The sequence below is a fragment of the Salmonella sp. 32070601201500089SM genome (assembly GCF_017573605.1).
Taxonomy (GTDB): domain Bacteria; phylum Pseudomonadota; class Gammaproteobacteria; order Enterobacterales; family Enterobacteriaceae; genus Salmonella; species Salmonella enterica.
Genome location: NZ_JAGETK010000002.1, coordinates 1 through 12648 on the forward strand (window position 1 = coordinate 1; position 12648 = coordinate 12648).

The window sequence follows — 12648 nt, forward strand, 5'->3', positions numbered from 1 at the left end:
ACGATCAACAACCTGTTTGACCGCTTCAATTTTAAACTCTTCGGGATAACGCTTACCGCTCATGGGCACCTCTCTTTAAGTCATCTTAAATGACTCTGAGGTGTCTGTTAAACCTGTGGCGATTCAGATAGCGTCATTGATACTGATACGTTAGAACTGACTAGCAGTAACGTTGCGGATAATAATGGCAATGTTTATGCTGGTGTGTTCAACATTCATAGCAATGACTATACCCTAAATGCCGATTTGGTGAACGACCGTACCTGGGATACCACTCAGGCTAACTACGGTTACGGCGTTGTCGCGATGAACTCTGATGGTCATCTGACTATCAACGGTAACGGCGATATCAACAATGGTGACGAGGCTGATGCAAGTAGCACCACTGACAACGTTGTAGCGGCCACTGGTAACTATAAAGTGCGCATCGACAACGCTACTGGCGCGGGTTCTGTTGCGGATTACAAAGGTAACGAGCTGATTTATGTCAATGACATAAACACCGACGCGACCTTCTCTGCAGCTAACAAAGCTGACCTGGGTGCTTACACCTATCAGGCTAAGCAGGAAGGTAACACTGTCGTGCTGGAACAGATGGAACTGACCGACTACGCTAACATGGCGCTGAGCATTCCTTCTGCGAACACCAATATCTGGAACCTGGAACAAGACACCGTTGGTACTCGTCTGACCAACGCTCGTCATGGCCTGGCGGATAACGGCGGCGCATGGGTAAGCTACTTCGGCGGTAACTTCAACGGCGACAACGGCACCATTAACTACGATCAGGATGTTAATGGCATCATGGTCGGTGTTGATACCAAAGTTGATGGTAACAACGCTAAGTGGATCGTTGGTGCGGCAGCAGGCTTCGCGAAAGGCGATCTGAGCGATCGTACCGGTCAGGTGGATCAGGACAGCCAGTCTGCCTACATCTACTCTTCCGCTCGTTTCGCAAACAACATCTTTGTTGACGGTAACTTGAGCTACTCTCACTTCAACAACGATTTGTCTGCTAACATGAGCGACGGTACTTACGTTGACGGCAACACCTCTTCTGACGCCTGGGGCTTTGGCTTGAAACTGGGTTATGATCTGAAGCTGGGTGATGCAGGCTACGTAACGCCTTACGGCAGCGTATCCGGTCTGTTCCAGTCTGGCGACGACTACCAGCTGAGCAACGACATGAAAGTTGACGGTCAGTCTTACGACAGCATGCGTTATGAACTCGGTGTAGATGCAGGTTATACCTTCACTTACAGCGAAGATCAGGCGCTGACCCCGTACTTCAAACTGGCTTACGTTTACGACGACTCCAACAACGATGCTGACGTAAACGGCGATTCTATCGACAACGGCGTAGAAGGTTCTGCGGTACGTGTTGGTCTGGGTACTCAGTTCAGCTTCACGAAGAACTTCAGCGCCTACACCGATGCTAACTACCTCGGCGGCGGTGATGTTGATCAAGACTGGTCTGCAAACGTTGGTGTTAAATATACCTGGTAATCATTTTCTCTCAGGAGAAATAAAGGTAATTTAAACTGAAAAATGCCCGTCAAGGACTTGACGGGCATTATTGCAAGGAATGCATATGTTATCTTTAAGCAAGCCACTACAGGAATTCTACAGACTCGATAAATGCCTTTCTAAGCATGGTACGCGTTTCGAGTTTGTTAATGATAAAGAGATTATCTGTTCACCTGATGAAAGTAATACCCATACCTTTGTTATTTTAGAGGGGGTTGTTTCGTTAGTTCGCGGTGATAAAGTTCTTATTGGTATTGTGCAGGCCCCCTTTATTTTCGGTTTAGCCGATGGTGTGGCGAAAAAAGAGGCACAATATAAATTAATTGCGGAGAGCGGTTGCATCGGTTATCGCCTCTCATCATCACAAACTCTTGCCATCATTGAGCAGAACCAACTGTGGCGTGAAGCCTTCTGTTGGATAGTATGGAAAAGTCAGGTACTGGAACTTCGTGACAAGCAGCTCATTGGTAATAATTCTTACGACCAAATTCGTGCGACGTTAATGACAATGATTGAGTGGGATGAAGAACTTCGCTCACGTATTGGTGTTATGAATTATATTCATCAACGAACGCGCGTATCGCGATCGGTGGTGGCGGAAGTTCTCGCGGCCCTGCGTAAGGGTAATTACATTGAAATGAATAAAGGCAAACTGATCAGTATTAACCGTTTGCCCTCCGAATATTAACAAAAATGTTGCGCCTCGTCTGATATAGCGCGAGGCGCGACGACTCAGGATGCAGGAATAGCAATCGGTTTATTGCCGCTTAGCTCAGTAACCAAATCGTTAATCCCGTCGCTCATATTGGTAAAACGAGTGAGGGGGGAACGGGTTACGACCACAAAAGCGCCAATATTATATTGCGGGATCATCGCCATATAGGTAATAAAACCGCCGCCTCCTCCTGTTTTCTGGATAATGCCAGGACGTCCGTCTTTTGGCGCCATATAGACCCAACCCAGACCGAGCGCGTCGGCTTTACCCGGTACGTCCATCCCGATGATTTTCTTTAACTGTGTGCGCTGATAAATCAACGTTTGCATACGATCGGCCTGTTGGCTACGGTGATAGAAATCTGACGACAGATACTGTTGCATCCAGCGCATCATATCTCCTGGCGTAGAATAGACCCCACCGCTGCCAATGGCAGCCAGCGTATTATTACAGGGGCTTGCGCCTTTCTCTGCCACCATCAGACGCTTACACTGATCGGGAGAGGGGGTAAACGTGGTGTCTTTCATTCCCAGCGGGCGAGTAATCTTTTCTTCAAACAGTTGCGTATAAGGTTTGCCGGAGGCGGTCGCCAGCGCGTCGGCTAACAGGTCGAACGCCAGATTGGAATAGGCCGCCTGTGAACCGGGCGCGACTTTTAACGTTGCTGTGGAGAGCCAGTTCCAGCGTTGTTCGCGGGTTGGCCAGACAAATACCGGACGATGCGCCGCGCCGCCGGGCTGTTCTCGCGGAAGCGCGCTGGTGTGGGTCGCTAAGTTGACCAACGTAATCGGCGTGCCTTGATACGTCGGGACACGCGCGCCGGGAGGCGCATATTTGCTGAGAGGATCGTTTAATTTTACCGTTCCCTGATCGAGCAATTTTACCAACATTTCACTGGTCATGAGCTTGGTGAGAGAAGCGATACGAATGACCGAATCAAGCTGTGGACGAACATTATTGCCCGGTCTGGTGTCACCGAAACTACGAAACACGCGTTGATTGCCGTCGATCACCACCAGCGCCATGCCCGTGGCGCCGCTACCATAAAAGATATGCTCGGCATAACGATCAACGATATCAGAGGCAAAAACCGGATCGGCAATCGGCTGAGCCGCCTGGACAGAAGTAAGTGATGCCGCAAACAGCATGGCAGTAAAAAGCAGACTACGTTTCAACGGTGATGTCCATAAGTGAAATAACGGTGGTTATGCGTATTTATACTACCCGGCGGCACATTGCAAAACGTTAAAGAGAAAAAAGTGGGTGAAAAAACGTAACGGCGGGTTTTCGTGATGGAGAATGTTTACTTTTGTGATAGAGCGCTTGTGATAACCTGATAGCGTCAGCGTGCCTGCTGTGTATGAAACTCGTCGAAACAATTCTGTTGAGCAGAAATGCGAACTAAGCGTCACAACGTAGGTCACAATGCCTGGTTTAGCCCTTTCATTTGCGTGGGCATGGCGTGATATTGCCGCCGTTACAGCAGCCGTAATAAAGAGAAGAAGTTAGCAGGAGAGCATGATGTTTAAATCTTTTTTCCCAAAGCCAGGGCCGTTTTTCATGTCGGCGTTTGTTTGGGCGCTGATCGCCGTCATTTTCTGGCAGGCGGGAGGAGGAGATTGGGTGGCGCGACTTGTGGGGGCATCCGATGAAGTGCCTATCAGCGCAGCGCGCTTTTGGTCGCTGGACTATCTGATTTTTTATGCTTATTACCTGATTTGCGTGGGATTATTTGCAACGTTCTGGTTCATCTATAGCCCGCACCGCTGGCAGTACTGGTCGATACTTGGCACCTCGCTCATTATTTTTGTCACCTGGTTTTTGGTGGAGGTTGGCGTCGCGGTTAACGCCTGGTACGCACCGTTCTATGATTTGATTCAAACGGCGCTCAGCTCGCCGCACAAGGTCACTCTTGGTCAATTTTATCATGAAGTGGGGGTGTTTCTCGGTATTGCGCTTATCGCCGTGGTGATCGGCGTGCTGAACAACTTCTTTGTCAGCCACTATGTATTTCGCTGGCGTACCGCAATGAATGAGCACTATATGGCGCACTGGCAGTACCTGCGCCATATCGAAGGGGCTGCCCAGCGTGTGCAGGAAGACACCATGCGTTTTGCCTCTACACTGGAGAACATGGGCGTGAGTTTTATCAATGCCATCATGACGCTTATCGCCTTTCTGCCGGTGTTAGTCACCCTGTCAGCGCATGTGCCGAATTTACCCATCGTAGGACATATCCCTTACGGCCTGGTCATTGCCGCCATAGTCTGGTCATTAATGGGGACGGGCCTGCTGGCGGTCGTCGGGATCAAATTGCCAGGGCTGGAATTTAAAAATCAGCGAGTGGAAGCCGCTTATCGTAAGGAGCTGGTCTACGGTGAAGATGACGCCAGCCGCGCCACGCCGCCAACAGTCCGTGAACTGTTTAGCGCGGTGCGCCATAACTACTTCCGTCTCTACTTTCACTATATGTATTTCAACATCGCGCGCATTCTCTATTTGCAGGTCGATAACGTTTTCGGTTTGTTCCTGCTGTTTCCTTCCATTGTTGCCGGTACGATTACGCTGGGGCTGATGACGCAAATCACCAACGTGTTTGGCCAGGTGCGCGGTTCGTTCCAGTATTTGATTAACTCCTGGACGACGCTGGTGGAGCTGATGTCTATTTATAAACGTTTACGTAGCTTTGAACGTCAGTTGGATGGTCAGCCAGTTCAGGAAGTGACCCACTCTTTTAGCTAACAGAAGGAAACGTTATGTCGGCGGCGTCCCGTCTTTATCCTCTGCCTTTTCTGGCGGTTGCCATATTGGCTGGCTGTAGTAGTCAATCCGGGCAGCCGGTGAGCAAGGGCGAGAAGCCTGTCGACGTGGCAAGCGTAGTTCGTCAGAAAATGCCGGCCAGTGTCAAAGACAGAGAGGCCTGGGCGAAAGATATCGCGACAACGTTTAAGAGCCAGGGGCTGGCGCCGACGGTAGAAAATATCTGTTCGGTGCTGGCTGTCGCCCAGCAGGAGTCCGGTTATCAGGCGGATCCTGTCGTGCCGGGGCTAAGTAAAATCGCCTGGCAGGAGATTGATCGCCGCGCTGAACGACTACACATTCCGCTGTTTCTGGTGCACACCGCGCTGAAAATTAACTCCCCCAACGGCAAGAGCTATAGCGAACGCCTGGACACGGTAAAAACCGAAAAACAGCTTAGCGCTATTTTTGACGATTTTATCAATATGGTCCCGATGGGGCAGACGCTATTTGGCTCATATAACCCGGTGCATACGGGCGGCCCGATGCAGGTCAGCATTGCCTTTGCCGAACAGCACGCGAAAGGTTATCCGTGGAAGATGGCGGGTACGGTACGTCAGGAGGTCTTTACGCGCCGTGGCGGGTTGTGGTTTGGAACTTACCATTTGCTGAATTACCCGGCGAACTACAGCGCGCCTGTTTTCCGCTTCGCCGACTTCAACGCGGGATGGTACGCCAGCCGTAACGCTGCGTTCCAGAATGCCGTCAGTAAAGCCAGTGGGGTAAAACTGGCGCTGGATGGCGATCTGATTCGTTATAACAGCAAGGAACCGGGCAAAACAGAGTTAGCGGTACGCAAACTGGCAGGGCAGTTGGGAATGAGTGAGCGTGAAATTCGCAGCCAACTGGAGAAAGGCGATAGCCTGGCGTTTGAAAAAACGGCGCTCTACAAGAAAGTCTATAAACTGGCCGAGGCCAAAACGGGCAAGACGCTTGCGCGGGAAATGTTGCCCGGTATTCAACTGGAAAGTCCGAAGATCACACGCAAGCTGACGACCGCCTGGTTTGCTAAACGAGTTGATGAGCGGCGGGCGCGGTGTATGGGGCGATAAATTTCGCGCTGGGATACTTTCTCCAGCGCGCTAAGGTTTATTGGTGACGGTGACGCCAGCGTAAAAACGCGGCGATAACGGCGAAAATGAGGCAGCCCGTGAGGAAGGGCACCAGGCCAAAAATCGTCCCGACGCCCAGCCCAATCTCTACCCGCGGTCGACCTGTATCCTGTACCTGCATCAGATGCTCATAGATGCCCGGCGCATGAACCAGCAGGTTTAAGAGTTGCGCTCCGGCCCAGAAGCAAAACAGTACAAATATGGCGTAAGCAATATTTCCGGGCGTAGAGGAGGTTTCTCGATGCTTCCCGCTGAACAGCGATTTTGAGAGAGTGAAATCAGCCATAAAGACCTCCAGGATGATCGGCTACGATCTGGCGTTATGCCATCGGCTTACTGTGAAGTCTGACAGGTCATTGTGTTTGTCAATATCAGAATCATGGTAATTTCACATACGGAATGTATCCATCGCGTAAATTTTTGTTAGTTGTCACAAAACGATCACTTTTATCAAAATCAATTAACATTTAAGAAATTCCGTATCCCCCACAGACTCGCTCGCCAGAAGTATGCAAAAATACGTTTTTGTTACTGTTAATACGTCGGAGTCGTTATGCGTTTGCCTGTAAAAATTCGTCGTGACTGGCACTACTATGCCTTCTCTATTGGCCTTATCTTTATTTTGAATGGCGTCGTAGGATTGCTGGGTTTTGAGGCTAAAGGATGGCAAACCTATGGCGTTGGGCTGGTAACATGGATTATTAGCTTCTGGCTGGCGGGGTTCATTATTCGCCGGCGCGAAGAGGATGAGGTAAAAGACGCCCGATAAACGTTGCGCTATCGGGCGTGCGCTATTACATCGTGGTTTTTAAGGCGTTATTCGCCGTATGGCGTTCCAGCGCCAGCTCAATCAGGCGGCTGATCAAATCGGTATAGCCCAATCCGCTCGCCTGCCAGAGTTTTGGATACATACTGATATTGGTAAAACCTGGCAGCGTATTAATCTCGTTAATCACGACCTCATTGTCTGCCGTTAAGAAGACATCGACACGCGCCATACCCGCGCATCCCAGTGTCTGATAAGCCTGGATCGCGATCGCGCGGATCTTGTCATTCACCTCGGAAGGGATCTGCGCAGGCACGACAACTTGTGCGCCATTATCATCAATATACTTAGTATCGTAGGCGTAAAATTCGCTGTTCAGTACGATTTCGCCGCAGGTACTGGCCTGTGGGTTATCGTTACCTAATACGGCGCATTCGATCTCGCGCCCTTTGATCCCTTGCTCCACCACCACTTTATGATCGAATTCGAAAGCCAGCGCGACCGCCTGCTGATATTGCGCTTCGTTAGCGACTTTACTGACGCCGACCGAAGAGCCCTGATTGGCGGGCTTAACGAACAGCGGCAGTCCCAGACGGGATTCAACCTCGGCAAAACTAAACGCGTGACGATTCGTTCGGGTGAGTGTAATAAACGGGGCGATATTCAGTCCTGCATCGCGTAGCAGTCGTTTGGCGACGTCTTTATCCATGCAGGCTGCGGAGCTCAGCACGTCTGAACCGACAAACGGTAAGTTTGCGACGCGTAGCATCCCCTGCAATGAGCCGTCTTCGCCCAGCGTACCGTGGACGATAGGAAAAATAACATCTACCGTCGGCAGCGGCTGCCCATTCTGGGCGTTAATCAATTGGTGTTGATGTTTGCCAGGCACCTGGGCCAGACTGATTGCCGAAGGACGTAGCGCGATATGTGCCGGATCGTCTGCATTCTGCAAATAATTTTCCGCATCGTTAACATGCCATTGTCCCGCCTTATCTATCCCTAACAGCACCACGTCGAAGCGGGTTTTATCGATCGCATCAACGATATTTTTCGCTGATTGCAAAGACACTTCATGTTCCGCCGACTTACCGCCAAATACTATTCCTACCCGCAATTTCGCCATCTTAAAAACCCATTCCATCGAATGCAAAGCGTATACATTACCACGACAAAACGCGGGTTTCGCGGGGTTCTGCCATAATGTTTATGGGATGTGAGAACGGAGGTCGCGTGAGAGGTAAGGGTTTTCTGATTATTGTGCTGTTGGGCGGTATTGGCGGGCTGGGATATCGTTATCTTCCCTCTTATTATAATCCTTTTGCTCCGCTACAACTTGCCGATCCGCCAGGCTGGATCACTACCTTCAAACTACAGCGCCTGACGCCGTCGCAGTGCCGGGAGCTGTTGACGGCGGCCAATCAACAGGGATTAATTTCATCACAACCTGTTGCGGATAGCGCTGGTGAATGTCCCTTGTCCCATGTTGTGCGCGTCAGAGATTTTGGCCAGGTCAAACTGAGCAGCAGTTTTTTAGCCTCCTGCCCGTTGGCGCTGCGCTCCGCGCTGTTTGTCGAACAGCAGGCAAAACCTTTAACAGAAACGTGGATGAAGCGCCGCCTGACCCGCATCGAACATCTGGGTAGCTATGCCTGCCGTAATATTTATCACCGCCCGGATGCGCGTCGCAGTGAACATGCCAGCGCAGAAGCGCTGGATGTCAGCGGGTTTCAGCTATCGGATGGCCGAAAAATCACTGTCCTGCGCGGCTGGGGGCGTGAGGAGACGGGGCCCTGGTTACGCGCTATGTTAAACGCCAGTTGCCATTATTATGGCAATGGGCTCGGGCCTGACTATAACGCTGCTCATGCTAACCATTTTCATCTTGGAATGCGGGGCTACGGCGTGTGTCGTTAAAGCATAAACGTCTGCCTTGCGCGGCTATATAATGTGACATGTTTCACAAAAATGATGAACGGGGAGACAAAATAGCAAAGTGTGACGTATCGCACCTCTGGAACCACCAGGAAAAAGAGAACTTGCTAAGCTAACGCGTATTTTCAGCTACTTACCGTTACGAGTCTTATGGAATCCTGGAAAGTTAATCTAATTTCCGTTTGGTTTGGATGTTTTTTTACCGGGCTGGCAATCAGCCAAATCCTGCCATTTTTACCCCTGTATATTTCCCAGCTTGGCGTCTCTTCCCATGAAGCGTTATCAATGTGGTCCGGGTTAACGTTTAGCATCACGTTTCTTATTTCCGCCATTGTGTCGCCGATGTGGGGCAGTCTCGCCGATCGTAAAGGGCGTAAACTGATGCTATTGCGCGCGTCGCTCGGGATGGCGATAGCTATTCTACTGCAGGCATTTGCGACCCATGTCTGGCAACTTTTCCTGTTGCGCGGAATCATGGGGTTAACGTCAGGCTATATCCCCAATGCCATGGCGCTGGTAGCCTCTCAGGTACCACGCGAACGTAGCGGCTGGGCGCTCAGTACGCTTTCTACCGCGCAGATCAGCGGCGTTATCGGCGGGCCGTTAATGGGCGGCTTTGTCGCGGATCATATCGGGCTGCGGGCGGTATTTCTGATTACCGCCATGCTGTTGGTGGTGAGCTTTCTGGTCACGCTATTTTTAATTAAAGAAGGCGTGCGTCCGGTCATCAAGAAAAGCGAACGCCTGAGCGGTAAAGCCGTTTTTGCGTCGTTACCTTATCCTGCGCTGGTGATCAGTTTGTTTTTTACCACGATGGTCATTCAACTCTGTAATGGTTCCATCAGTCCAATCCTGGCGCTGTTTATCAAATCAATGATGCCGGACAGTAATAACATCGCCTTTCTTAGCGGGTTAATCGCCTCGGTGCCCGGTATCTCTGCGCTTATCTCTGCGCCTCGCCTGGGAAAACTTGGCGACAGAATCGGCACGGAAAGAATTCTGATGGCCACGCTTATCTGCGCAGTGCTGCTTTTCTTCGCGATGTCCTGGGTCACCACGCCGTTCCAGTTGGGGCTGTTACGTTTCTTGTTAGGCTTTGCCGATGGCGCGATGTTACCCGCCGTACAAACGTTATTGGTGAAATACTCCAGCGATCAAATTACCGGACGTATTTTTGGCTACAACCAGTCATTTATGTACCTGGGCAACGTGGTTGGGCCGTTGATGGGCGCGACGGTATCGGCGATGGCCGGTTTCCGCTGGGTTTTTATCGCTACGGCGGCGATCGTGTTGATCAATATCGGGCAACTGACCCTGGCGTTACGTCGTCGGCGTAACGCGCAAAAAGCGAAAGGCCAATAGCGGTGCATCGTAACGGCGCTTCTGCCGTTACGATATGGTTTAAATTAAAAGATATATTCTTTATCCGTGAAGTTTTTCTATAGATGGCATAACCTTAAATTATGATATAGCGTGATTATTGTTTTTTGATGGTTTATTATCGTCTCGTTTACGGCCTGAGAAACGTTTCGCTGCGGCGACAGTGATAATTATTTGTGTAAAGTTCTTCCTGTATCATAAAAATAGTACTTTCAGCCTCTAGGCAGTGGTTCTTCATAGTGATAACGTCACCCTGGAACTAATAAGGAAATATGGTCATGAAAAATCTCATAGCAGAGTTGTTGCTTAAGCTAGCCCAAAAAGAAGAAGAGTCGAAAGAACTGGTTGCTCAGGTAGAAGCGTTAGAGATTATCGTCACAGCAATGTTACGTAACATGGCGCAAAACGAGCAGGAGATGTTGATACGTCAGGTAGAGGGGGCACTTGAAGGCGTAAAGCCGGATGCCAGCGTTCCTGATCACGATACGGAATTGCTGCGCCAATATGTAAAAAAGTTGCTGAGACACCCCCGGCACTAATCGTATTTAAAACAACACAGTTGTTATAACGTTACTTTTATGAAATAACATAGCCGCTTCGTTTTTATTTTCTTCTGGGTAATACAGGGCAAAATAAAAACGAAGCGGCTATGGTAATAACAGTGTAACGCTATGCGCTGTTCTTCTGCATCCTGCCAGTGTGACTGTGGATAATCGAATTGCACATTAGCCTACGGTTTGTCAATCAATAAAACATCTATTGCTAACGGTAAGTAATACTTTTACAGCCGGGTGGTATTTTTGCCAGTAACAGCCAGACTTATATAAAGTCCCTGGGATATTTCCCAAAGGGACAACGTGTAATGCGTACACTGACAAAAGGATGGTGCTATGAAAATAACATTACTGGTGACTTTACTTTTTGGCCTGGTCTTTTTAACCGCCGTCGGCGCAACCGAGAAACCGTTAACGCCGCAACAGCAGCGCATGACGACCTGTAATCAGCAGGCGACAGCGCAAGCGTTGAAAGGCGATGCACGTAAAACTTACCTTAGCGACTGTCTAAAAAACAGCCAGTCAGGCCCTGGAGAGAAAAGCCTGACGCCGCAACAGCAGAAAATGCGTGAATGCAATGTTCAGGCGACGGAACAATCCCTGAAAGGCGATGACCGTAGTAAGTTTATGAGCGCCTGCCTGAAAAAAGCGGCGTAGTGCTATCGGGTGAGCCCTGAAAAACACTCACCCGAAATTTCATACTTCCTCCATGCGCTCTGTTTCTATAATTTGGGAAAATTGTTTCTAAATGTTCCCAAAAATAATGAATGATGAAAATTTTTACCGAAAAGCGGTTGAACAGGCGGTAGCGCCGCCTGACCCTCCTGATGATCGTCAGCGCTCCGGGTTGCGCTTCGCCCGGCGCATCAGGCTACCGCGTGCGGTGGGGTTAGGGGGGATGTTTTTACCGGTGGCCGCCGTGTTAGTGACGCAACCTGTCTTTGGCGGCTGGTGGTTATTACTGGTCGGCTGGTCTTTTGTCTGGCCGCATCTGGCGTGGCAGTGGTCGGCGAAAGCCCTTGATCCGCTACGCCAGGAAATTTACAACCTGAAAGTGGATGCGATCCTCTCCGGCATGTGGATCGCGCTGATGGGCGTCAATATGTTGCCTGCCGCCGCGCTGTTTATGATGATGAGCATGAATCTGATGGGGGCTGGCGGGCGGCGGCTATTCACTGTCGGAATGGGCCTTTTGCTGGCGTCATGTCTGGTGACGTTGCAGCTTACCGGGCTACCTGTCGCGATGCGAAGCTCGTCGCTGGAAGTCACGCTCTCTTTGCCCGTCATTATGTTGTATCCGCTTCTGTTCGCCTGGGTAAGTTATCAAACGGCCATTAAATTAGCGGAACATAAGCGACGCTTGCAGGCGATGAGTTCGCGGGATGGCATGACCGGCGTCTATAACCGACGCCACTGGGAAATTTTATTACGTAATGAATTCGATCACAGCCGACGCCACCATCGGGAGGCGACATTGTTGATTATCGATATCGATCATTTTAAGAGCATTAACGACACCTGGGGACATGATGTTGGGGATGAGGCTATTATCGCCCTGACGCGTCAATTACAGTTAACGCTACGCGGGAGTGATATTATCGGGCGCTTTGGCGGCGACGAATTTGCGGTGATTATGTGCGGAACGCCGGCAGATAGCGCGATTACCGCCATGTCGCGAGTGCATGAACGGCTAAATACCTTACGCTTGCCGGGCGCGCCGCAGGTCATGTTACGTATCAGCGTGGGCGTGGCGCCGTTAACGCCACAAATCGGTCATTATCGGGAATGGCTAAAGTCTGCGGATATGGCGCTTTATAAAGCAAAGAATGCCGGACGTAACCGCACCGAAGTGGCGGCATGACG

General features: G+C 50.3%; 12 protein-coding genes and 1 pseudogene. 10 read left to right on the forward strand and 3 right to left on the reverse strand.

Features of this window, described 5'->3' with window-relative positions; genetic code table 11:
• Positions 1-132: 132 nt before the first annotated feature.
• Both J4728_RS03470 and iprA read left to right on the forward strand, forming a co-directional pair.
• Positions 133-1506: pseudogene (locus J4728_RS03470) on the forward strand (autotransporter outer membrane beta-barrel domain-containing protein); the annotation flags it as partial.
• An 85-nt stretch (positions 1507-1591) separates the two neighbouring features.
• Positions 1592-2215, forward strand: a complete 624-nt coding sequence (gene iprA / locus J4728_RS03475) for a hydrogen peroxide resistance inhibitor IprA (RefSeq protein ID WP_000950242.1) — start codon at positions 1592-1594, stop codon at positions 2213-2215.
• A gap of 44 nt (positions 2216-2259) precedes the next feature.
• On the opposite strand, the gene ampH is transcribed toward iprA, so the two are convergent.
• Complete coding sequence (gene ampH, locus J4728_RS03480; RefSeq protein WP_000830785.1) at positions 2260-3417, reverse strand: D-alanyl-D-alanine-carboxypeptidase/endopeptidase AmpH; 1158 nt, start codon at positions 3415-3417, stop codon at positions 2260-2262.
• Positions 3418-3763: 346 nt separating this feature from the next.
• On the opposite strand from ampH, the gene sbmA reads away from it, so the two are divergent.
• Together sbmA and yaiW are read left to right on the forward strand one after the other, a co-directional pair.
• The gene (sbmA, locus tag J4728_RS03485; RefSeq protein ID WP_000477024.1) at positions 3764-4984 is read left to right on the forward strand and encodes a peptide antibiotic transporter SbmA; all 1221 of its coding nucleotides are present in this window, start codon (positions 3764-3766) and stop codon (positions 4982-4984) included.
• A gap of 14 nt (positions 4985-4998) precedes the next feature.
• A complete protein-coding gene (gene yaiW / locus J4728_RS03490) occupies positions 4999-6093 on the forward strand; it encodes a surface-exposed outer membrane lipoprotein YaiW (protein WP_001271418.1) in 1095 nt (364 codons plus the stop codon).
• A 37-nt stretch (positions 6094-6130) separates the two neighbouring features.
• Here the strand turns inward: yaiW and J4728_RS03495 are convergent, their stop codons facing one another.
• Positions 6131-6439, reverse strand: a complete 309-nt coding sequence (locus J4728_RS03495; RefSeq protein WP_000763139.1) for a YaiY family protein — start codon at positions 6437-6439, stop codon at positions 6131-6133.
• Between the two features lie 267 nt (positions 6440-6706).
• Here J4728_RS03495 and J4728_RS03500 point away from each other — a divergent pair, with 267 nt between their 5' ends.
• A complete protein-coding gene (locus J4728_RS03500) occupies positions 6707-6922 on the forward strand; it encodes a DUF2754 family protein (RefSeq protein WP_001239243.1) in 216 nt (71 codons plus the stop codon).
• A gap of 25 nt (positions 6923-6947) precedes the next feature.
• On the opposite strand, the gene ddlA is transcribed toward J4728_RS03500, so the two are convergent.
• A complete protein-coding gene (gene ddlA / locus J4728_RS03505) occupies positions 6948-8042 on the reverse strand; it encodes a D-alanine--D-alanine ligase (RefSeq protein WP_001096588.1) in 1095 nt (364 codons plus the stop codon).
• Positions 8043-8119: 77 nt separating this feature from the next.
• Here ddlA and J4728_RS03510 point away from each other — a divergent pair, with 77 nt between their 5' ends.
• From J4728_RS03510 to adrA, 5 genes are all read left to right on the forward strand, one after another.
• A complete protein-coding gene (locus tag J4728_RS03510) occupies positions 8120-8833 on the forward strand; it encodes an extensin family protein (RefSeq protein WP_000480792.1) in 714 nt (237 codons plus the stop codon).
• 168 nt (positions 8834-9001) lie between these two features.
• Positions 9002-10213 (forward strand): multidrug efflux MFS transporter, encoded by a 1212-nt coding sequence (locus J4728_RS03515; RefSeq protein ID WP_000446768.1) that lies wholly within the window; start codon positions 9002-9004, stop codon positions 10211-10213.
• 296 nt (positions 10214-10509) lie between these two features.
• Positions 10510-10770: an anti-adapter protein IraP gene (gene iraP, locus J4728_RS03520; protein ID WP_001518423.1), complete on the forward strand. Its 261-nt coding sequence runs from the start codon at positions 10510-10512 to the stop codon at positions 10768-10770.
• 351 nt (positions 10771-11121) lie between these two features.
• Positions 11122-11442, forward strand: coding sequence for a phosphate starvation-inducible protein PsiF (gene psiF / locus J4728_RS03525; protein WP_000705166.1), 321 nt, complete (start codon positions 11122-11124; stop codon positions 11440-11442).
• A gap of 91 nt (positions 11443-11533) precedes the next feature.
• Positions 11534-12646: a diguanylate cyclase AdrA gene (gene adrA, locus J4728_RS03530; protein WP_000484095.1), complete on the forward strand. Its 1113-nt coding sequence runs from the start codon at positions 11534-11536 to the stop codon at positions 12644-12646.
• Positions 12647-12648: the final 2 nt, after the last annotated feature.

Bases quoted from the DNA above. Each gene is read 5' to 3' on its own strand.
- J4728_RS03515 (WP_000446768.1), top strand. From the start codon at position 9,002: ATGGAATCCTGGAAAGTTAATCTAATTTCCGTTTGGTTTGGATGTTTT.
- sbmA (WP_000477024.1), top strand. From the start codon at position 3,764: ATGTTTAAATCTTTTTTCCCAAAGCCAGGGCCGTTTTTCATGTCGGCG.
- psiF (WP_000705166.1), top strand. From the start codon at position 11,122: ATGAAAATAACATTACTGGTGACTTTACTTTTTGGCCTGGTCTTTTTA.
- J4728_RS03495 (WP_000763139.1), bottom strand. From the start codon at position 6,439: ATGGCTGATTTCACTCTCTCAAAATCGCTGTTCAGCGGGAAGCATCGA.
- iraP (WP_001518423.1), top strand. From the start codon at position 10,510: ATGAAAAATCTCATAGCAGAGTTGTTGCTTAAGCTAGCCCAAAAAGAA.
- adrA (WP_000484095.1), top strand. From the start codon at position 11,534: ATGTTCCCAAAAATAATGAATGATGAAAATTTTTACCGAAAAGCGGTT.
- J4728_RS03500 (WP_001239243.1), top strand. From the start codon at position 6,707: ATGCGTTTGCCTGTAAAAATTCGTCGTGACTGGCACTACTATGCCTTC.
- ddlA (WP_001096588.1), bottom strand. From the start codon at position 8,042: ATGGCGAAATTGCGGGTAGGAATAGTATTTGGCGGTAAGTCGGCGGAA.
- yaiW (WP_001271418.1), top strand. From the start codon at position 4,999: ATGTCGGCGGCGTCCCGTCTTTATCCTCTGCCTTTTCTGGCGGTTGCC.
- iprA (WP_000950242.1), top strand. From the start codon at position 1,592: ATGTTATCTTTAAGCAAGCCACTACAGGAATTCTACAGACTCGATAAA.
- J4728_RS03510 (WP_000480792.1), top strand. From the start codon at position 8,120: ATGTTTATGGGATGTGAGAACGGAGGTCGCGTGAGAGGTAAGGGTTTT.